Below are 20588 nucleotides of genomic sequence, written 5' to 3' on the forward strand. Positions count from 1 at the left end.
GCGGCAGGATGGGGATCATGGGATTCGACAGCGAGACCAGCGCCAGGATCCAGGCCAACGAAGCCAACTGGGACGCCCGCACCCCGATCCACGTCGCGTCGCGGTTCTACGACGTGGCGGGGCGCGACCCCAGGGCGTGGTTCGCCGACTTCGAGTGGGCCGACCTCGGTGATCTGGCAGGCAAGGACCTCGTCCACCTGCAGTGCCACATCGGTGCCGAGACCATCGCGTTCCCGCCTCTCGGCGCGCGCGTGGTCGGCCTGGACATCTCAGCGGCGTCGGTGCGCGCCGCGGCGGAACTGGCCGCTGCCAAGGGAGTCGCGGTCGAGTACGTCAAAGCCGACGTGCACTCGGCCGTGGAAGCCCTTGGCGGGTCCCGCTTCGACGTCGTTTACACGGGCAAGGGCGCCCTGTGCTACGTCCCCGACCTGGACGTCTGGGCCGGACAGGTCGCGGGGCTGCTGCGCCCCGGCGGCCAGGTGTACGTGGTGGAGTTCCACCCGCTGCTCAACGCCCTGAGCCCGGTACCGCCACCGGACGGCAGCGAGGACCTGCTGCTGCGCCACGACTACCTCTCCGGCCGCGGTTCCGTCGAACGGGACGGAACCCGCACGTACACCGACGGTCCGGAGTTGGCTGAGGCCCAGGTCCACTACGAGTGGCAACACGGCATCGGCGACGTCGTCAACGCCCTCGTCGGTGCCGGTCTGCGGATCTCCCTGCTGCGTGAGACCGAGCAGCTCCCCTGGCCCCGATGGTCCACCATGACCACCACCGGCGGCTGGTTCTCCTTGCCGGACGAGGCACCCCGGATCCCGCTGATCTACGCGCTGCGGGCGGTGCGGCCGTAGCGATTCCTTGACGTATCGCCGCCAATTCGGCGGGCATCACCGCTGGTCACGGCTTTGCTCCCGGCTCGGGGGAGCGAGGCAGCGGCCGAGCACCGGTGGGGAACACGTAGCCTGGTTTTCGTGGCCGCCACTCCGACTCCCCAGCCGACCACGTTGTCCATCCCGTTGGAACCGACTCCGGGGCCCCGGCGTGGACGTGGTGTCCGGGTGCTCGGCAGGCTCGCCCTGGTCGTCTTCCTGGTGGCGTTGGCCGCGGGGACCGTCCTGCTGCTCGACGACGGGGATCCGCCGCCGCAGCCGAAGCGGTTCGCGGTGGTGGAGGTGCCGGTGCGGCGGGGGGAGGAGCCGCCGAAGGCGGGACCGGTGCCGGAGCAGGACCTCGACGGCTGGGTCACCCGGTTGTCCGAGGCGACCGACATCCCGCGGCGGACGCTGCTGGCCTACGCCAAGGCCGAGATCGCCACCCGCCAGCGCGTCCCCCGCTGCAACATCACCTGGACCGTGCTCGCTGGCGTCGGCCGCGTCGAGTCCCACCACGGCCGCTACGGCGGCGCCCAGATCAACGACGACGGCACCCTCACCAAGCCCATCATCGGCGTCCCCCTCGACGGTTCCCCCGGCGTCCAGGCCATCCCCGACACCGACGGCGGCACCCTCGACGGCGACCCCCGGTGGGACCGCGCCGTGGGCTCCATGCAGTTCCTGCCCACCACCTGGTCCCGCTGGTCCCTGCGCGCCACCGCCGACGGCACACCCCCCAACCCCCAGAACGTCGACGACTCCGCCCTCACCGCCGCCAACTACCTCTGCGCCAGCGGCGGCGACCTCAGCACCGGCAAGGGTTGGTGGAAAGCGGTCCTCACCTACAACGAGTCCACCCGCTACGCCCAATCCGTCTACAGCGGAGCGGCGGCCTACGCCCGCGAGGCAGGCACGCTGTAGGCGCCGCCGCCTACGCCTTCGGGAACCGGCTGGAGTTGGCGGTTCGCACCCGCGCTGGGTGCATCCGCTGCGCCCAATCGGTCTGCAGCGGAGCGGCGGCTTATGCCCGCGAGGCTGGCGCGCTATAGGCGCCGCCTACGCTCTTTGAGCGGCGCCCGTCGGGGCGAGTAGCGCTTGCGCTTTGCCACCGAAGGCGTAGCCCGGCCACTTGCGCCCCCGGGAACCGGCTGGAGTTGGCGGTTCCCATCCGCGCTGGGTGCATCCGCTGCGCCCAATCGGTCTGCAGCGGAGCGGCGGCTTATGCGCGGGGCTGGCGCGCTCTGAGCGGCGCCGCCCACGCCCTTTGAGCGGCGCCCGTCGGGGCGAGTAGCGCTTGCGCCTTGTCACCGAGGTGCAGCCCGGGCCACTTGCGCCCCGGGAACCGGCTGGAGATGGCGGTTCGCACCCGCGCTGCATGCACCCGCTACACCCAGTCCGTCCACAGCGGAGCGGCGGCTTGCGCCCGCGAGGCGGGCGCGCTTAGAGCGGCGCCGCCTACGCCTGCGGAGCGGCGCAGTTCCCGGCGGGTCACGTCGGGGCGAGTAGCGCTTGCGCCTCGTCACGGAAGGTGCAGCCCGGGCCACTTCCGCCCCGGGAACCGGCTGGAGGCGGCGGTTCGCACCTGCACTGCATCCACCCGCTGCGCCCGGTCGGTCTGTAGCGGAGCGGCGGCCTATGCCCGCGAGGCGGGGCGCCATAGGCGCCGCCGCCTCCTACGCCTGCGGAGCGGCGCAATCGCCACTCGTGCCCCGGGTTGGTGACCGCGGTTCGCACCCGCACTGCGTGCATCCGCTATGCCCTGTCTACAGCGGAGCGGCAGCCTATGCGGGCGGACTCGGCTGAGGAGCGGCGCAGTCGCCGGTGGGCCAGTTGGGGGCCAGCAGCACCAAAGCCTCGTCCCCGAAGGGGTTCACGCCGGGGCCCTTGGCCAGGGAGTGGGCCACCAGGGCGTGCAGGCACTTCACGCGGCCGGGCATTCCGCCTGCTGTCACCTGGGTTCCCAGCGAATCCAGGGCATCCCGCTCGTCCAAATAGGACTGGTGGGCCGCCTGGTACGCCGCCGCCAACGCCGCGTTCTCCGCTAGGCGCTCGGTCATCTCGCGCATGATCCCGGTGGTCTCCAGGGTGGAGATCGCGGCGGCGAGGCGGGAGCACGTCAGGTAGTACAGCGTGGGGAACGGTGTGCCGTCTTCCAGGCGCGGGTTGGTCTGGATGACCGCCGGGTGCCCGGAGGGGCAGCGCGCGGCCACGGACCTGATCGCGCGCGGCGTGCGGCCCAGCTGCTCGGCGATGGTCGCCACGTCTGCGGGGTCGATGGTCACCGGCCGGTCACCGAGTCCCAGAGGTTCTCGTACCAGGACTGCTGCGGCACCGGTTTTCCCTGTTCCCCTGCGGACTGCGCGCCCGCGGGGTCGCTGGGGAGCTCGACCATGTAGGGGGTTTCTCCTGGCATCACGTAGCGCAGTCTCTCGCGGGCCTGGGCGCGGATCTGCTCCGGGTCCGACAGCCGCTCCTTGCGCCGGGTGAGTTCGTCCACTTCGGCGCGCAGCTCCTGCTGCCGCTGTTCGGTGACCTCGATCTCCGAGCGCTGTGACAGGTAGTTGCGCAGCGGCACCGCCACGCTCAGGGCCAGGGCGCAGACGACGGTCGCGACGACGGCTGCCCGGCGGGTGGTGGACAGGCCGAGGATGCCCTTGCGTTTGCGCCGGGCCGGGGACTGCTGTTCCCCGGCAGGCGCCGCGGTGGTCGGGCGCGTGCGCCGCACGCGTGCGGGCCTGCGGGCGACGGGGTCCCGCCGCCCTCGGCCTCGTTCGGTGCCGCGCCCGACCATCGGTGTCAGGACTCCGGGGTGAAGCGCGGGAAGGCGAGGTCACCGGCGTAGCGGGCGGCGTCGCCGAGGGTCTCCTCGATGCGCAGGAGCTGGTTGTACTTGGCGGTGCGCTCGCCGCGGGCGGGGGCACCGGTCTTGATCTGGCCGACGCCGGTGGCCACGGCCAGGTCGGCGATGGTGGTGTCCTCGGTCTCGCCGGAGCGGTGGCTCATCATGCTGCGGTACCCGTAGGAGGTGGCCAGCGTGATGGCGTCCAGGGTCTCCGACAGGGTGCCGATCTGGTTGACCTTCACCAGCAGCGCGTTGGCCGCGCGGCGGGCGATGCCCTCCTCGAGCCGGTCGGGGTTGGTGACGAACAGGTCGTCGCCGACCAGCTGCACGCGCTCGCCGATCTCGGCGGTGAGCCGCACCCAGCCGTCCCAGTCGTCCTCGGACAGCGGGTCCTCGATCGACACCAGCGGGTAGTCGTTGACCAGCTCGGTGTAGTACGCGGTCAGCTGCTCGGCGCTCTTCTTCGCGCCCTCGAAGGTGTAGGCGCCGTCGCTGTGGAACTCGGTGGCCGCCACGTCCAGGGCCAGCGCGATGTCGCGGCCCGCGGTGAAGCCCGCCTTCTCGATGGCGACCAGGATCAGGTCGAGCGCCTCGCGGTTGTTCGTCAGGCTCGGCGCGAACCCGCCCTCGTCGCCCAGGCCGGTGGCCAGGCCCTTGGACTTCAGCACGGACTTGAGCGAGTGGTAGACCTCGGTGCCCCAGCGCAGCGCCTCGCGGAAGCTCTCCGCGCCGATCGGGGCGACCATGAACTCCTGGATGTCCACATCGGTGTCGGCGTGCGCGCCGCCGTTGAGGATGTTGAGCATCGGCACCGGCAGCACGTGCGCGTTGGGCCCGCCGAGGTAGCGGAACAGCTCGAGCCCGCTGGAGTCGGCGGCGGCCTTGGCGACGGCGAGGGACACGCCGAGGATGGCGTTGGCGCCGAGGCGGGACTTGTCCGGGGTGCCGTCGAGGTCGACCAGCTTCTGGTCCACGATCCGCTGGTCGACGGCGTCGATGCCCTGCAGCTCGGGGCCGATCTCGTCGAGCACGGCGGTGACGGCCTTCTCCACGCCCTTGCCGAAGTAGCGGTTGACGTCACCGTCGCGCAGCTCAACGGCCTCGTGCTCGCCGGTGGAGGCGCCCGAGGGCACCGCGGCGCGGGCCAGCGTCCCGTCGTCGAGCGCGACCTCCACCTCGACGGTGGGGTTGCCCCGCGAATCCAGGATCTCGCGCGCGCCGACCTGCTCGATGACAGCCACGTCGTACTCCTCACAGCGTGTCCGACTACTCGGGTCGAGCCTAGCGGTGCCATCCCCCGGTCGGAGTCGAACACGACCGGGGGATGGCTCACATCGTGGGGCGAGATGTTCTGGGGTCGAACAACCGACACCGCCCGCGTAGTGTTGATCTGACTATGACCCAGGAGCCTGCCGAGGTGTTCGCGGCGTTCCGCCACGCGGAGTCACTGGTGGCGCGGCGCAGGCCGTTGGACGCCCTGGTCGCGTTGGCCCCGGTCCTGGCGGCGGAACCGGACGCGCCGAGCGTGCACCTGCTCGCGGGCCGGGCGTACCTGAACTCGGCGCAGTTGCTGCGCGCCGAGGACGCGTTCCGGCGGGTGCTCGAGCTCGACCCGTCCGACCACTACGCGCGCTTCGCCCTCGGCAAGACGCTGCAGCGGCAGAGCAGGCTGACCGAGGCGCAGACCCAGTTGCGGATGGCGGTGGCGATGAACCCGCTGCCGGAGTACCAGGAGGCGCTCGGCGAGGTCAGCGCCCGGATAGCGGTCGAGGGCGGCCGCTAGGCGAGCGGTTTCCGGTCATCACCGGCTGTGCCCGCCCGGTGTCGGCGAAGATGTCCCGGTCCCTGTCCCGATACCGGCCGACGGGAGAATCCGGAGGATGAGCATCCAAGAAGAAGCGCAGCGGTTGAACGGCGTCGCCGACCGCGTCCCGGTCAACGCCACCCAGCAGTTCCTCAGCGAGTTGAGCAACATCGGTGCCGAGGTGTCGTCGATCCTGGGCAGCACCTCCACCGCTGGCAACATCAGCAACCTGCTGCACCAGGCGGAATCGCACGCCGACGCGCTCAACCAGGCGCTGCAACAGGCCCGCCAGGCCATCCAAGAGGCGGCCCAGCACCACCTGACCGGCTGATCCCGCCGCGCCGCCGACCGGCTCGGCTGGTCGGCGGCCAGCTAGGGCGAGGGCGTCACCCTGTCGACCAGTTCGCGCGCGGGGACACCCCGGGGGAGCACCCCCAGCACGCCGGACCGGTCCGCGAGCCGCGCGGCGGTGAAGGCCTCCCCGACCCAGGGCGACAGCCGCAGCAGCAAGCTCGCCTGCAGGCACAACGCGATCAGTTCGGCCACCCGCCTGGCCCGCTGCTGGTCGATCTCGGCGAGTTCGCCCCGCAGCTGGACCACCGCGGCGTCCAGGTGGCGATCCGCCCCCGCGGTGGTGGCGAGTTCGGCCCACAACGCTTCCACGGCCGCCGGTTCCCGCTGTACCGCGCGGAGCACGTCCAGCGCGGTCACGTTCCCGGAGCCTTCCCAGATCGACATCAACGGTGCTTCCCGGTACAGCCGGGGCAGCCCCGACTCTTCGACGTAACCGTTGCCGCCCAAGCACTCCAGCGCTTCGCCCACGACGAGCGGGGCTCGTTTGCAGACGTAGAACTTGGCGGCGGGCAACGCCAGCCGCAGCACCGGGGACGGTGTGTCCACAAGGGACGCGAGCCACATCGACAGCACCGTCGCGCCTTCGGACTCCAGTGCCAGGTCTGCCAGGACGGCGGTCATCGCGGGCTGGTCCCGCAGGAGGGCACCGAAGGCGGACCGGTGGGCGGCGTGGTGGGCGGCCTCGGTCAGCGCGGCGCGGATGTTCGAAGTGGACCCGAGCACGCAGTCGAGCCGGGTCATGGTGACCATCTCGATGATGGTGCGCACCCCGCGGCCCTCGTCGCCGACCCGCCAGCCGGTGGCGCCGGTGTACTCCAGCTCCGCGGACGCGTTGGACTTGTTGCCCAGCTTGTCCTTCAGCCGTTGCAGGCGCAGTGCGTTGCGGGTGCCGTCGGGGAGCACCCGCGGCAGCACGAAGCACGTGAGCCCGCCCGGCGCCTGCGCCAGGGTCAGGAAGAGGTCGTTCATCGGCGCGGAGGTGAACCACTTGTGGCCGACGAGCCGGTAGGTCCCGTCACCGGAAGGTGTTGCTGTGGTTGAGTTCACACGGACGTCGGAGCCGCCCTGCTTCTCGGTCATGGACATGCCCGCGAGCAGTCCGGACTTGATCTCCGGGGCGCGCAGTCCGAAGTCGTAGGTCGGCGCGAGCAGACCCGGTTCGTAGCGCGCGGCGATCTCCGGTTCGTGGCGCAGCGCGGGGATGGCCGCGTACGTCATGGAGATCGGGCAGCCGTGGCCCGCTTCGGCCTGCGACCACAGCGTGAACGCCGCCGCGCGGCGCAGGTGCGCGTGCTCGCCCGCGTCCGCCGCCCACGGCGCGGCGTGTAGTCCATGTGCGACAGCCCGTGACATCAACCAGTGCCAGGACGGGTGGAACTCGACCTCGTCCACCCGGTTGCCGTACCTGTCGTGCGTGTGCAGCACCGGAGGGTGCGCGTTCGCCAACCGTCCGTGTTCGCGGGTTTCCTCAGCTCCGGCTTCCGCCGCGACGGCCGCGAGCGAGTCGAGCACCTCGGGTGATCCGTACGCGCGCACCGCGCTGACCAGTGCCGGGTCACATCCGAGGGGGTTGTGGCGATGCAGTGGGGGCGTCTGGTTGACCACCTCGTGGGTGCGGTCCGGTCGGCGCGCCGGGGGCTCGGTAGCGGTCACTACCCGAGGGTAACTCGATCACCCGGGCAACCGGCGGGCACGCGCGCTACGTCCCCGTCATGGTCAAGAAGGCACACCCGCGTACCCGGGGGTGAACAACGGACGGACGGAAGGGCGGCAGCCGACGACATCTGGACCCTTTTGCCGGGGTTCTGCCTGCCGACGATGACTCTGAGGCTGAGATGAGGCAGGGTAGATGACCGAAGACGCGAGCAGGGGTCTGCGCCAGCAGGCGGGCACACAACCGAGGGGCGGGTTTTCACGGTGAGTTCGAAGACCGGGGGCAGGAAGGTAGGCAAGCACCGGCAGCGGGTCAAGCGCAGACGCGGTGCGGTCGCCGCGGCGGGCGCGCTGCTGTTCGTACCGGTCGTCGCCGCTGGTGAGCCGGTGGACCTGGTCGGTGCGGGCGGCCCGAACGAGGTCGCGATGGCCAAGGGCATCGGCGGCGGGCTGTTCGGCCTGACCGACCCGAGCGAGGTCGGCGCGGACGGGTCGGCACCGGAGAACGCCGAGCTGGGCAAGCAGATCCTCGCGCTCGCTGGCACCCCGGAGCTGCTCAAGTACACGGCCGGTCCCGCGGTGACCTTGCCCGGTGGCCCCAACGGCATCCCGGGCACCATGTTGCAGGCCTACATGCGCGCCGCGCAGACCATGGCCACCACGACCCCCGGCTGCCACCTGGACTGGCCGCTGCTGGCCAGCATCGGCCGCATCGAGTCCAACCACGCGCGCGGCGGTCAGGTCGACGCGAACGGCAAGACCGCGCACCCGATCCTCGGTCCGGTGCTCAACGGCGGCGGCTTCGCGGCGATCAGCGACACCGACGGCGGCCGCTACGACGGCGACGCCAGGTGGGACCGCGCGGTCGGCCCGATGCAGTTCATCCCGTCGACCTGGAAGGGCTACGCCTCCGACGGCAACGGCGACGGCCAGACCGACCCGAACAACATCTACGACGCGACCCTCGGCGCGGGCAAGTACCTGTGCTCCGGCGGGCTGGACATGGCCAACGCGCAGCAGCGCGCCACCGCCGTGTTCCGCTACAACCACTCCGACAGCTACGTCCGCACGGTCCTGATCTGGGCCGACGCGTACGCCAAGGGCGTCACCCCGCTGCCGAGCACGCCGGTCGACCGCGCCGAGCAGATGGCCCTGCCGCCCGCGGTCGAGCCCACCCCCCAGGGCGGGACCCCGCCGGTCGAGGGCGTCACCCCGACGCAGAACCCGAGCACCCCGCCCGCGGGCACGACCACGCCGACCGGGTCCAGCGTCCCCAGCACCACGACGACGACCACGGTCCCCAGCACCACGACGACGGACCCCACGACCACCACCACGACCCCGGTCCCGACCACGACGACCACCACCCCGACGTGCGTCGAGCCCACCACCACGACGACCAGCCCGACCACCACGACCACGACGCCCGCCCCGGACCCCTGCGCGCCGGTCTCCCCGGCCGCGGTCCCCACGGGCGCGGTCGGCTCCTCCATCGAGCCGACGCCGTAGGTCACCCCGGTTGTCCGAACCGCCCCGCTCACCTCCGAGCGGGGCGGTTCTCGTTGAATGGCAAATGGCAAAGTGCGCCACCCCGCGTCAAGTCATTGACAGCCCGTGTCGCGCACTTCCCCGAACCGGTGAATCCAGCCACCCCCGAGCGAATCCGCGTCCCCCGAAAACGCCCGACGAAAGTCTGATCACCCGGGCCCACCACAACGCTTTAAAAATCCGAAGCATAGGCTCGTGGGCATGAGCAGAGTCGCTGCCATCGACTGCGGGACGAACTCGATCCGCCTGCTGGTCGCCGAGGCGAGCACCGGGCACGACGGGGCGACCGCGTTGCGCGACCTGCACCGGGAGATGCGCGTCGTCCGGCTCGGCCAGGGGGTCGACGCCACCGGTCTGCTCGCCGCGGCGGCCATCGCGCGGACCAGGGACGCCCTGGTCGACTACGCGGGGGTGCTGCGGCGCAAGGGGGTCGAGCGGGTGCGGATGGTGGCCACCTCGGCCACCAGGGACGCCGCCAACCGCGACGAGTTCTTCGCCATGACCGCCGACGTGCTCGGTGTCGAGGCCGAGGTCATCAGCGGGGCCGAGGAGGCGGAGCTGTCCTTCCTGGGCGCTGTGGGGGATCTGGAGCCCGAGGACGGCCCCTTCCTGGTGGCCGACGTCGGCGGCGGGTCGACCGAGCTCGTGCTGGGCACCTGGGACGGTCTTGAAGCGCGCTTCGACGGCGCCAAGTCCGTGGACGTCGGCTGCGTGCGGTTGACCGAGCGCGCGCTGACCTCGGACCCGCCGACGGCGGCTGAGGTCGCCGAGGCCGAGGCCATCGCCGATCGGGTGCTCGACGAGGCGTTCGCCCAGGTCCCGGTGGCCAAGGCGCGGACGTGGGTCGGCGTCGCGGGCACCGTGACCACCCTGTCGGCGATCAACCTGGGGCTGGCCGCCTACGACCCCGACCAGATCCACCTGAGCCGGATCCCGTTCGCCGGGATCGAGTCCATCACCACCCGCCTGCTCACCACGGGTCACCGCGAACGCGCCGCCATCGGGGCCATGCACCCCGGCCGGGTGGACGTGATCGGGGGCGGCGCCGTGGTGGTCAGGGCACTGGCCAGGCGCATCGCGCTGGAGACGGAGATCACAAGCCTTCTGGTGAGCGAGCACGACATTCTGGACGGCATCGCGCTCTCCGTCGCCGGGGTCGATGACCAGCGGTGACAAGCGCCAATACATCGCATAGCCGTCGCGACAATGACCTGACACCTAACCGCCAACGACAAACTGTTCGGTTACCGGTCACTCTCCGATGAGACCATCCCCCAAACGGATGAACTACGTCTGATTGTGACTCGTTTGTGACGCTCTCGATCGCCTGCTGACTCACCCCTCCGGTTAACTTCCACTCACTTTCGGAGCGGGCGGTTCCGCTCCGCGATCGACGACTGCCGTTGGCGCACCAAGCCTGAGCACGTCGAACTAGCCTGGGAGGAGACCCATGCGCAAACCACGCTGGATAGCGGCAACGGTGATGCCGCTTGCACTCGCGCTCACAATCGCGGGTTGCGGCGGTGGCAGCGAGGACAACGGCAGCAGCGGCAACACCGGTGGCAGCACTGGCACCAGTGACCCCGATGGCGCCCTGTCGGCCTTCGGGACCGAGCCGGAGAACCCGCTCATCCCCGGCAACACCACCGAGAGCGGCGGCAGCAAGGTCATCCGCGCCCTGTTCACCGGTCTGACCAGGTACGACCCGGTGACCGGCGAGTCGAAGAACGCGGTGGCCGAGAAGATCGACACGACCGACTCCAAGGTCTACACGGTCAAGCTGAAGGCCGGTTGGAAGTTCCACGACGGCACCCCGGTGAAGGCGAAGAACTTCGTCGACGCCTGGAACTTCACCGCCGCCAGCCCCAACGGGCAGCAGGGCGCGAGCTTCTTCGAGCAGGTCCAGGGCTACAAGGACGTGCACACCGAGGACCCCGACGGCACCGCTGGCCCGCAGAAGGCCCCGGAGCCCACCTCCAAGGAGATGTCCGGCCTCAAGGTCGTCGACGACACCACCTTCGAGGTCACCCTCAACGCCCCGTTCGCGGTCTTCCCGCTCAAGCTGGGCTACAACCCGTTCTTCCCGCTGCCGGACTCCTTCTTCACCGACCAGAAGGCGTTCGAGGCCAAGCCGATCGGCAACGGGCCGTTCAAGTTCGTCTCGCGCAAGCCCAACGCCGAGATCGCGCTGACCCGCAACGACGACTACGCCGGTGACGACAAGGCGAAGTTCAAGGACCTCACCTTCAAGATCTTCGAGTCCAACGAGGCGGCCTACACCGCCATCGTCGGCGGTGACCTGGACTTCCTCGACACCATCCCGCCGACCGGCATCGCCGGTGGCAAGTACAAGCAGGACCTGGAAGGCCGCAACGGGTCGACCCCGTACATGGGCAACCAGACCCTGACCTTCCCGTACTACGACCCGACCTACACCAACGCCGACCTGCGCAAGGCGCTGTCGCTGGCGATCAACCGCCAGGAGATCGTCGACAAGATCTTCGACGGCACCCGCATCCCGGCCGACGGTTGGGTCAACCCGGCTGTCCCCGGCTACGCCAAGGGCCAGTGCGGCGACCTGTGCACCTACAACCCGGACAAGGCCAAGGAGTACCTGGCCAAGTCGGGCTTCAAGGGCGCGGTCAAGCTCTCGACCAACGCCGACGGCGGCCACAAGGACTGGATGACCGCCACCTGCAACAGCATCAAGAACGCGCTGGGCATCGAGTGCACCTACGAGCCGATCCCGACCTTCGCCGAGACTCGGCAGAAGATCAACGCTCGGCAGATGAACGCGATCTTCCGCACCGGCTGGATCGCCGACTACCCGTCGATCGAGAACTTCCTCAACCAGCTCTACCGCACCGGCGCTTCCTCGAACGACGGTGAGTACAGCAACCCCAAGCTCGACGAGATCCTGGGTCGCGCGGACTCGGCGCCCAGCGTCGACGAGGCGAACAAGCTGTACCAGGAGGGTGAGCGCATCCTGGCCGAGGACTTCCCGGTCATCCCGCTGTGGAACCAGACCGCCCAGTACGGCTGGTCCGAGCGGATCGACAACGCCCGCCTCAGCTCGCTGCGTGAACTGGACCTGACCAACGTGACGGTCAAGAAGAAGTAGTTCACACCAGTTCCACTCCGGGCCGGGGGTGCGGCGATCCCGCGCCCCCGGCCCGGAGTCAGGTTGGGAGAGACAATGGGACGCTACGTCCTCCGACGACTACTACAGCTGATCCCGGTGTTCATCGGGACCACCTTCCTGATCTACTGGCTGGTCTGGAGCCTTCCCGGCGACCCGTTCTCCGGCAAGTGCGGCGACCGCCCGTGCCCGGACTCCTACGTCCAGGCGATGGTCGACAAGTTCAACCTCGACGACCCGCTGGTCGTGCAGTACGGCAAGTACATGCTCAACGTCCTGCAGGGCAACTTCGGCGAGACCTTCCGGGGCCTCGACGTCGGCGAGCTCATCGGTGAGGCCTACCCGAACACGATCCGCCTCGCGCTCGTCGCGCTGGCGATCGAGGCCGTCATCGGTTTGGCCGCTGGCATCCTGACCGGTCTGCGCGGCCGTGGGTTCCTGGACAACCTGGTCCTGGTCTCCACCCTGTTCCTGATCTCGCTGCCGGTGTTCGTCACCGGTTTCGTCCTGCAGATCACTCTCGGGTTCGAGCTCAAGTGGATCAAGACCACGGTCTCGGCGTCACCGGCGCCGTGGGAGCACCTCATCGTGCCCGGATTCGTCCTCGGCAGCCTGTCCATGGCCTACGTGACCAGGTTGACCAGGACCTCCATCGCGGAGAACAAGCGCGCGGACTACGTCAGGACCGCGACCGCCAAGGGCCTGCGCCAGCGGCGCGTGGTCGGCGTGCACCTGCTGCGCAACTCCGCCATCCCCGTGGTGACGTTCCTCGGTACCGACCTGGGCGCCCTCATGGGCGGCGCCATCGTCACCGAGGGCATCTTCGACATCAAGGGCATCGGCAGCCTGGTCTACGACGGCATCCTCGGCAAGGAAGGGGTAACGGTCACCGGCGTCGTCACGCTGCTGGTGATGGTCTACCTGTTGTCGAACCTGCTGGTGGACCTGCTGTATGCCGTCCTCGACCCAAGGATCCGCTATGACTGACCCGAGCACCGCAAGCACGGTGACGACCTCACCGGAGGAGTTCGTCACCGCCGCGGAGCACGCCGAGGTCAAGGGCAGCAAGCCCCGCAGCCTCGCCTCCGACGCCTGGCACGACCTGCGCAGGCGCCCGCTGTTCATCGTCTCGGCGGCGATGATCCTGCTCGTGCTGCTCATGGCGTTCTGGCCGAGCCTGTTCACCTCGGTGGACCCGAACTACGCCGAACTGGGCAAGAGCCGCGAGGGACCCTCCGCCGCCGCCTGGTTCGGCTACGACAACCAGGGCTACGACCTGTTCTCCCGCACGATCTACGGGAGCCGGGCCTCGATCATCGTTGGTGTGGCGGCGACCCTGCTCACCGTGCTGATCGGATCGACCTTCGGCCTGCTCGCCGGTTACTACGGCGGCTGGCTCGACGGCCTCATGTCGCGCATCGCCGACGTGTTCTTCGGCCTGCCGTTCGTCCTCGGCGCCATCGTCATCCTGTCCAGCTTCCGCTCCAGCGGCGAGACCAGCCCGACCCAGATCATCTTCCTGGTCGTGCTGTCCATCTCGATCCTGTCCTGGCCGGTGTGCATGCGGATCATGCGGTCGGCGGCCATCGCGGCCAAGCAGCAGGACTACGTCAAGGCCGCCCGCGCCCTGGGCGCGAGCACCTCGCGGATCATCCTGCGGCACATGCTGCCCAACGCGGTCGCGCCCGTGCTGGTCTACGCGACCATCGCGCTCGGCGCGTTCATCGGGGCCGAGGCCACGCTGTCGTTCCTGGGCATCGGCCTGCGCGCGCCGGTCGTGTCGTGGGGCGTGATGATCTCGGACTCGCGCGACGTGATCCGGGTCGCCCCGCACAGCCTGCTGTTCCCAGCCGCGTTCCTGACCGCGACCGTGCTCGCCTTCGTGATGCTCGGCGACGCCGTGCGCGAAGCGCTGGACCCCAAGGCGAGGTAGCGCAATGACCACCACAAGGTCCGAAGTGGACTTCGAAGAGACCGGGCAGGTTCCCGGGGCCCCGCTGCTGGAAGTCGACAACCTGTTCGTCGAGTTCCGCACCCGCGACGGGGTGGCCAAGGTGCTCAACGGCGTCAGCTACCGGGTCGAGCCCGGCGAGACGCTCGCCGTGCTCGGGGAATCCGGGTCCGGCAAGTCGGTGACCGCGCAGACGGTCATGGGCATCCTGGACATGCCGCCGGGGTACATCACCGGCGGCGAGATCCGGTTCCACGGCGAGAACCTGCTCAAGGCGTCACCGAGGCGGCGGCGGGAGGTGCGCGGCTCTGGCATCGCCATGATCTTCCAGGACGCGCTCTCGGCGCTCAACCCGGTTTTCACCGTGGGCTTCCAGATCGAGGAGCAGCTGCGGCTGCGCAAGGGCATGTCCCGGCGCGACTCCCGCAAGCGGGCGATCGAGCTGCTCGACCTGGTGAAGATCCCCAACGCCAAGGGCCGGGTGCGCCAGTACCCGCACGAGTTCTCCGGCGGCATGCGCCAGCGCGCGATGATCGCGATGTCGCTGGCGCTCGACCCGGAGATGCTCATCGCCGACGAGCCGACCACCGCGCTCGACGTCACCGTGCAGGCCCAGATCATGGACCTGCTCAAGGACATCCAGGTCGAGCGGAACATGGGCCTGATCCTGATCACCCACGACCTCGGCGTGGTCGCCGAGGTCGCCGACCGGATCGCGGTCATGTACGCCGGGCGGATTGTGGAGCAGTCGCACGCCCGCGACCTCTACCGCCGCCCCGGCCACCCCTACACCCAGGGCCTGCTCGACTCGCTGCCCCGGCTCGACCTCAAGGGCACCGAGCTGACCACCATCAAGGGGTTGCCGCCGAGCCTGCTCAACATCCCGAAGGGCTGTCCGTTCAACCCCAGGTGCCCGCGCGTGCAGGACATCTGCAAGACCGAGGTCCCGCCGCAGCACCGGCTGGCCCCCGGTCGGCTCAGCGCCTGCCACTTCGCCGAGGAGCTGATCAGCGGTGACTGACAACATCATCGAGGTCCGCGACCTGGTCAAGCACTTCCCGGTGCGGGTGGGCGTGCTGTTCAAGCGCACCGTCGGGCACGTCCGCGCGGTCGACGGGGTCTCCTTCGACCTCAAGCGCGGCGAGACCCTCGGCGTGGTCGGCGAGTCCGGCTGCGGCAAGTCGACCCTGGCCCAGGTGCTGATGCGCCTGGAGCCCGCGACCAGCGGCACCGCCACCTTCGAGGGCCGCGACATCCTCAAGATGCGCGGTGGTGAGCTGCGCAAGCTGCGCCGCGACATCCAGATCGTGCTGCAGGACCCGTACACCTCGCTCAACCCCCGGATGACCGTCGGCGACATCATCGGCGAGCCGTTCGAGATCCACCCCGAGGTGGCGCCCAAGGCGTCGCGGGCCAAGAAGGTGCAGGAGCTGCTGGACGTGGTCGGGCTCAACCCCGAGCACATCAACCGCTACCCGCACCAGTTCTCCGGCGGCCAGCGCCAGCGCATCGGCATCGCCCGCGCGCTCGCGCTGCGGCCCAAGGTGATCGTCTGCGACGAGCCGGTGTCCGCGCTCGACGTCTCCATCCAGGCGCAGGTGATGAACCTGCTCGGGGACCTGCAGACCGAGTTCGGGCTGTCGTACGTGTTCATCGCCCACGACCTGTCGGTGGTGCGCCACCTGTCCGACCGGGTCGCGGTCATGTACCTGGGGAAGGTGGTGGAGATCGGGACGGAGGAAGAGATCTACGAGCACCCGACCCACCCCTACACCCAGGCGTTGCTCTCGGCGGTGCCGGTGCCGGACCCGGAACTGCGCGACCAGCGGCAGGTGATCCGGCTGGAGGGCGACGTCCCCAGCCCGGTCGACCCGCCGTCCGGCTGCCGGTTCCGCACCCGCTGCTGGAAGGCGCAGGACCTGTGCGCGCAGGAGGAGCCGAAGCTGGCCGTCCGCGTCGCCAACCACCCCAGCGCCTGTCACTTCGCCGAGGAGAAGTCGGTCGTTCCCTGAGTCGGGGGCAGATCTCAGGGATGTTCACGAGGAGGAGTTTCGCGTGAATCGTCGCAAACTGGTCGGTGCCGCGCTCGCGGTACCGCTGGTGGTGTCGCTAGCCGGGCTGGTCGCGCCGACCGTGGCCAACGCCCAGCCCGCGTTGTCCGGCAAGACCGTCGAGTTCAACGTCCTGGCCGCTGACGGCGCGTCCGTCGAGTCGGTCGAGGCCGCTGTCCGCGCGGCGGGTGGCACCGTCGTGACCAGCAACAAGGCGGCGGGTCTGATCACCGCCACCGCGCCCGAGAACGGCTTCACGGCCCGGCTCGCGGGCAACAGGGCGGTCGACACGGCCGCCCGCTCGAAGTCCATCGGCCAGTCCCCGCGCGGCTCGAAGGCGGCCAAGTCCAAGGCCGTCGAGCAGGAGGCCCGCGCGGCCAAGGCGGGCAAGAAGAAGTCCCCGAAGGCGACGACGGCGGGCATGGACCCGTTGGACTCGCTGGCGTGGGGTCTGACCGCGGTCCGCTCGGACCTGGCCCGCACCAAGCAGGCCGGGGACAAGCGGGTCAAGGTCGGCATCCTGGACACGGGTGTGGACGCCTCGCACCCGGACATCGCGCCCAACTTCGACCGGGCCCTGTCGCGCAACTTCACCCGCGACATCCCGTTCGACGAGAACGGCGAGGTCGTCGACGGCCCCTGTGAGTACCGGGGCTGCGTCGACCCCGCGGACGTCGACAACGGCGGCCACGGCACGCACGTCGCGGGCACCATCGCCGCGGCGGCCGACGGCTTCGGCATCTCCGGTGTCGCGCCTGGCGTGTCCATCGTCAACATCCGCGGTGGCCAGGACTCCGGCTTCTTCTTCCTGCAGCCGGTCGTCGACGCCATGACCTACTCCGGTGACGCGGGCCTCGACGTGGTCAACATGTCGTTCTACGTGGACCCGTGGCTGTTCAACTGTGCCAACAACGCGGCGGACACCCCGGAGCAGCGCGCCGAGCAGCGCTTGGTCGTCCGCTCGATCAACCGGGCGATGGAGTACGCCCACCGCAAGGGCGTCAGCCAGATCGTGTCGCTGGGCAACGGGCACATGGACCTGGGCAACCCGTTGCCCGACTCCAGCAGCCCCGACTACCCGGCAGGCACGTCGTACCCGCGCACGATCGACAACGCGACCTGCTTCTCGCTGCCGATCGAGGGCCCGCACGCGATCGGCGTCAGCTCCTACGGCCCGTCGCAGGCCAAGGCCGACTACTCCAACTACGGCACCGAGCGCATCTCGGTGTCGGCCCCCGGCGGGTACTTCCGGGACGGTTTCGGCACGGACTGGTACCGCACCAACGAGAACCTCATCCTCTCGACCTACCCCCGCAACGTGGCGCTGACCGAAGGCGCGATCGACGAGGCGGGCAACGTCACCCCGGACGGTGAGGCGCTCGGTGTGCAGAAGGCCTGCAAGGCCAACGGCACCTGCGGCTACTACCAGTACCTCCAGGGCACCTCGATGGCCTCCCCCCACGCCTCCGGCGTGGCGGCCCTCATCGTGTCCCAGTACGGCGACTACACCCGCAACGGTGTGACCCTCGCGCCGGACAAGGTCAAGAAGGTCCTCGAGGGCACCGCCGCGGAGATCGCCTGCCCCACCCCGCGCACGGTGGACTACACCCCCATCGGCCGCCCGGCCGAGTTCAACGCCACCTGCACGGGCTCCCCGTCGTTCAACAACTTCTACGGCCACGGCTCTGTGGACGCGTGGAACGCGGTGACCAACGGTCGCAAGTACCTGAAGTAGTTCCCGCTTGACGGACAAGGCCCCCCGGCTCCTGCCGGGGGGCCTTTCTGCAGTTCCACTTAGGACGCTCGTCGATAGGCGGTCAGTACGCTCCGTGCGCCGTAGAGGTTGGTGTGGAAGGGACTGTGGCCCAGGGGAGTCCAGCGCTCGGTGAGTTCGGTGAAGAACTCGCGGTCTCCGCAGACCTCCGGGTTCTGCTCACCCGCGTAGATCACCGTGTCACCCGGGTAGGCCGCGAGGGCGGCGGTGGTCAGGCCGCCCGGTGGTGGCCAGGACAGGAACAGGGCGCGGTCGCCGTGGGCGGCTGCGGTGGTCGCGGTGCCGGGGTGGACCGGGTGGAAGGGGGCGACTCCGTCCAACCAAGCAGTGCTGGCCTGGCCGCCCGCGTCGACGGCGAGGACGTCCACGTCGAGTTGTGCCAGTTGCCAGGCCCAGTAGCCGAGGCCTGCCCCGAGGTCGAGGACCGGGCGGCCTGCCAGGTGTTCCAGCAGCCAGGTGAGGTCCCCCGGGCTGGGCAGCGACCACGCCAGCCGCCGTTGGGGGACCCACCAGCCGAAGGGGCCGTGCGGGGGCGGGAGGACTTCCACCAGCACCCCGGATCCGGGGACCGGCAGCGGTCGCTCGTGCACCGGTGCGGCCAGTGCCAGGTCCCAGTACGGGTTCACCGTCACCTGGGGCGCGTCCAGCGGCCCGCCGACCAGTGTCCGCACCGGTGCGCCGGACAGCGACACCGCGCCGGTCGCGGTCCAGTGGCGGGTGCCGATCTCCAGCAGTGCCTTGGCGTGCGCGGGGATCACAGCCATGGTCGTCGGGTCGCGAACTCGACCAGGTCGGTGGTCTTCACCCGGTGCTCGGGTAGCCGGGCCAGCGCGGCGGCCGCCGCCTGCGGGGGCAGGTGGGCCTCCAGGGCCACCCGGAGCGCGTGGTGGGTGCGCTCGGCGTACCAGCGGTTCTTCAGCTCGGCGAGCACGGCCCGGGCCGCGGGTTCGGTCAGCGTGCCGTCCGCGACGAGCGCGGCCACCAGCGACCGGATGTGCACCATCGGCTCGGACATCGGCCGGTGCGGCGCTTCCGCGGCGTGCAGGAGGGTCACCTCGTCGTCGCTGAAGCCGGGGTCGTCGGCGTAGCGCTGGTACACCGCGCCGAAGCCGCGCATGCCGAGGTGGCGCATCTCGGCCGCGCGGATCGCGCCCATCGAGGACAGGCCCCACACCCGCCACCCGCGGTCGAGCGCCGCGCGCAGCTCCGCGTGCCCCACCGAGGGGTAGCTGTGGAAGGTCCCGTCGACGACGACCAGCACGCCCGGGTCCGCCGAGTCGACCACCGCGGCCACGTCCCCCCGTCGCACCGGCGGCAATATCCGCGCGCTGGCGGGGAACAGCGGCGGGAGCCCGTGCGCGGTCGGTCCCAGGAACACGACGACCCCGGTCACCGCGCACCTGCCAGTCGTGGGCCGACCCTGGGGAGCCCGGGGTCGAACGACTCCATTCCCGGCACGATCACCCTGACCACGGCCAACGGCGAGTCCGGTTCGGACAGAACCACGCGGTAGACGTGCGGGAAGCCTTTTCGCCGCAGCATATCCAACAGATCATCCAAAGTAGACTCAACGCTCGGTGCTCGGCCCGGCGCGATGTCGGAGAACAGCACCGCGCCTGCGTCGTCGGTCAGCTTCGCCCGCAGGGCGGCCACCGCGGCCAGTTCTTCCGTTCCCTCGGCGGCGAAGTAGCGGATCCGGTTCACCAGGTCGTCGCGGCCGCCGTGGATGCTGGTCAACCGGGACTGCGCTGCCTCGCACACCGCGCGCACGGCCGCGATGTCGCGCAGCGGGTGCAGACCCACGCCGTAGGCGATCGCGATCGGTGCCGCGTCGTCGGGTTCGAGCACCGCCGCGGTGAAGTAGGGCAGGTCGAACTCGTTGGGCGTGTGCCGCAGCGCCAAGCGCAGGCCTGCCGCGTCGATCTTGTCGACCAGTTCCCGCAGTTGCGGCGGTGGCGTGTCCACCTCGACCAGCCGGGACCCGCCGCGCACCTGCTCGAACGAGCCGATGTCGCGCTCCACCACCTCGGCCAACCCGTGCAGCGTCGCCTCGGTGACCGTGTTGCCCGAGGCCAGGCCGGTCGTGTTTGAGCCGAACAGCCGCTGACCGTCGTTGTGCCGGTAGGGCGAGAACACCAGTTCGGCGGGCAGTGCCAGTTCGGTGCCGTCGGTGATCTCGTGCGCGGTAACGCAGTCGAGCGGTCCGTGCGGGTCGACCGGCCTGCCCACAACCGGGCACAGGTCGACGAAGTCGAAAGCCGCGCCCGGCTGGTTGGCCACCGCGTGCGGGGTCGAGGCGAACGCACGGACCCGGCTGGCGCCGTACTCGGCGTGCGCGTACTCGATGGCCTCCATGACCGCGCCCACCTCGGCCTCGGCCGCCCGCACCCCCTTGCCCGCGGTGACGCACAGCGAACCGGCGACCGCGGTGGGCCGGATGCCCGCGAACACCGGGATGCCGATCCGGTCCAGCCAGGTCGTGTCGGTGACCCGGGTGATCCCCCACCGCGGCGCGACCTCCCGCGCCGCGGCGAGGGTCTCGGCCAGCGGTGCCACCCGCAGGCTCGACGTCATGCGGTGCACGTGCTGGTCCGCGCCCG

At 70.2% G+C, this 20588-nt stretch carries 19 protein-coding genes; 12 read left to right on the plus strand and 7 right to left on the minus strand.

The features are described from left to right. The first annotated feature begins 17 nt into the window (after positions 1-17). Together JOD54_RS10400 and JOD54_RS10405 are read left to right on the plus strand one after the other, a co-directional pair. A complete protein-coding gene (locus tag JOD54_RS10400) occupies positions 18-851 on the plus strand; it encodes a class I SAM-dependent methyltransferase (RefSeq protein ID WP_204450329.1) in 834 nt (277 codons plus the stop codon). Positions 852-971: 120 nt separating this feature from the next. Next, on the plus strand, positions 972-1793 hold the full coding sequence (locus JOD54_RS10405) for a lytic transglycosylase domain-containing protein (RefSeq protein WP_307859926.1): 822 nt from the start codon (positions 972-974) through the stop codon (positions 1791-1793). An 860-nt stretch (positions 1794-2653) separates the two neighbouring features. On the opposite strand, the gene JOD54_RS10410 is transcribed toward JOD54_RS10405, so the two are convergent. From JOD54_RS10410 to eno, 3 genes are all read right to left on the minus strand, one after another. Continuing rightward, positions 2654-3154 carry a DUF501 domain-containing protein gene (locus JOD54_RS10410; RefSeq protein WP_204450330.1) on the minus strand — a complete coding sequence of 167 codons (501 nt, stop codon included), beginning with the start codon at positions 3152-3154 and terminating at the stop codon, positions 2654-2656. Further along, complete coding sequence (locus JOD54_RS10415; protein WP_307859927.1) at positions 3151-3597, minus strand: FtsB family cell division protein; 447 nt, start codon at positions 3595-3597, stop codon at positions 3151-3153. The genes JOD54_RS10410 and JOD54_RS10415 overlap by 4 nt, the downstream gene beginning before the upstream one ends. Before the next feature lie 71 nt (positions 3598-3668). After that, positions 3669-4955, minus strand: coding sequence for a phosphopyruvate hydratase (gene eno / locus JOD54_RS10420; protein WP_204450332.1), 1287 nt, complete (start codon positions 4953-4955; stop codon positions 3669-3671). Positions 4956-5110: 155 nt separating this feature from the next. Between eno and JOD54_RS10425 the strand changes: the two genes are divergently transcribed. Further along, a complete protein-coding gene (locus JOD54_RS10425; RefSeq protein ID WP_204450333.1) occupies positions 5111-5497 on the plus strand; it encodes a tetratricopeptide repeat protein in 387 nt (128 codons plus the stop codon). A 97-nt stretch (positions 5498-5594) separates the two neighbouring features. Continuing rightward, positions 5595-5849: a hypothetical protein gene (locus JOD54_RS10430; RefSeq protein WP_204450334.1), complete on the plus strand. Its 255-nt coding sequence runs from the start codon at positions 5595-5597 to the stop codon at positions 5847-5849. 41 nt (positions 5850-5890) lie between these two features. Here JOD54_RS10430 and JOD54_RS10435 read toward each other — a convergent pair whose 3' ends face one another. Further along, positions 5891-7525, minus strand: a complete 1635-nt coding sequence (locus JOD54_RS10435) for an acyl-CoA dehydrogenase family protein (RefSeq protein WP_204450335.1) — start codon at positions 7523-7525, stop codon at positions 5891-5893. A 264-nt stretch (positions 7526-7789) separates the two neighbouring features. On the opposite strand from JOD54_RS10435, the gene JOD54_RS10440 reads away from it, so the two are divergent. The 8 genes from JOD54_RS10440 to JOD54_RS10475 all read left to right on the plus strand — a co-directional run bounded on the left by JOD54_RS10440 (position 7790) and on the right by JOD54_RS10475 (position 17949). Beyond that, the gene (locus tag JOD54_RS10440) at positions 7790-9034 is read left to right on the plus strand and encodes a lytic transglycosylase domain-containing protein (RefSeq protein WP_307859928.1); all 1245 of its coding nucleotides are present in this window, start codon (positions 7790-7792) and stop codon (positions 9032-9034) included. 240 nt (positions 9035-9274) lie between these two features. Next, positions 9275-10246, plus strand: coding sequence for a Ppx/GppA phosphatase family protein (locus JOD54_RS10445; protein ID WP_204450336.1), 972 nt, complete (start codon positions 9275-9277; stop codon positions 10244-10246). A gap of 277 nt (positions 10247-10523) precedes the next feature. Beyond that, complete coding sequence (locus JOD54_RS10450; protein ID WP_204450337.1) at positions 10524-12194, plus strand: peptide ABC transporter substrate-binding protein; 1671 nt, start codon at positions 10524-10526, stop codon at positions 12192-12194. A 75-nt stretch (positions 12195-12269) separates the two neighbouring features. After that, positions 12270-13199 carry an ABC transporter permease gene (locus JOD54_RS10455; RefSeq protein ID WP_204450338.1) on the plus strand — a complete coding sequence of 310 codons (930 nt, stop codon included), beginning with the start codon at positions 12270-12272 and terminating at the stop codon, positions 13197-13199. Next, a complete protein-coding gene (locus JOD54_RS10460; RefSeq protein WP_204450339.1) occupies positions 13192-14145 on the plus strand; it encodes an ABC transporter permease in 954 nt (317 codons plus the stop codon). Before JOD54_RS10455 ends, JOD54_RS10460 begins: the two co-directional genes overlap by 8 nt. Positions 14146-14149: 4 nt before the next feature. Then, positions 14150-15184 (plus strand): ABC transporter ATP-binding protein, encoded by a 1035-nt coding sequence (locus JOD54_RS10465; protein ID WP_204450340.1) that lies wholly within the window; start codon positions 14150-14152, stop codon positions 15182-15184. Next, positions 15177-16175: an ABC transporter ATP-binding protein gene (locus tag JOD54_RS10470; RefSeq protein ID WP_204450341.1), complete on the plus strand. Its 999-nt coding sequence runs from the start codon at positions 15177-15179 to the stop codon at positions 16173-16175. Before JOD54_RS10465 ends, JOD54_RS10470 begins: the two co-directional genes overlap by 8 nt. 43 nt (positions 16176-16218) lie before the next feature. Next, positions 16219-17949 (plus strand): S8 family serine peptidase, encoded by a 1731-nt coding sequence (locus JOD54_RS10475; protein ID WP_307859929.1) that lies wholly within the window; start codon positions 16219-16221, stop codon positions 17947-17949. 59 nt (positions 17950-18008) lie between these two features. Here the strand turns inward: JOD54_RS10475 and JOD54_RS10480 are convergent, their stop codons facing one another. Genes JOD54_RS10480 through JOD54_RS10490 form a run of 3 tightly spaced genes read right to left on the minus strand, consistent with a single transcriptional unit; the run spans position 18009 to position 20562 of the window. Further along, on the minus strand, positions 18009-18752 hold the full coding sequence (locus tag JOD54_RS10480) for a class I SAM-dependent methyltransferase (RefSeq protein ID WP_204450342.1): 744 nt from the start codon (positions 18750-18752) through the stop codon (positions 18009-18011). Further along, positions 18743-19381, minus strand: coding sequence for a TfuA-like protein (locus JOD54_RS10485; RefSeq protein WP_204450343.1), 639 nt, complete (start codon positions 19379-19381; stop codon positions 18743-18745). Before JOD54_RS10485 ends, JOD54_RS10480 begins: the two co-directional genes overlap by 10 nt. Further along, complete coding sequence (locus JOD54_RS10490) at positions 19378-20562, minus strand: YcaO-like family protein (RefSeq protein ID WP_204450344.1); 1185 nt, start codon at positions 20560-20562, stop codon at positions 19378-19380. The genes JOD54_RS10485 and JOD54_RS10490 overlap by 4 nt, the downstream gene beginning before the upstream one ends. Positions 20563-20588: the final 26 nt, after the last annotated feature.

This window comes from Actinokineospora baliensis (genome assembly GCF_016907695.1).
Lineage (GTDB): Bacteria > Actinomycetota > Actinomycetes > Mycobacteriales > Pseudonocardiaceae > Actinokineospora > Actinokineospora baliensis.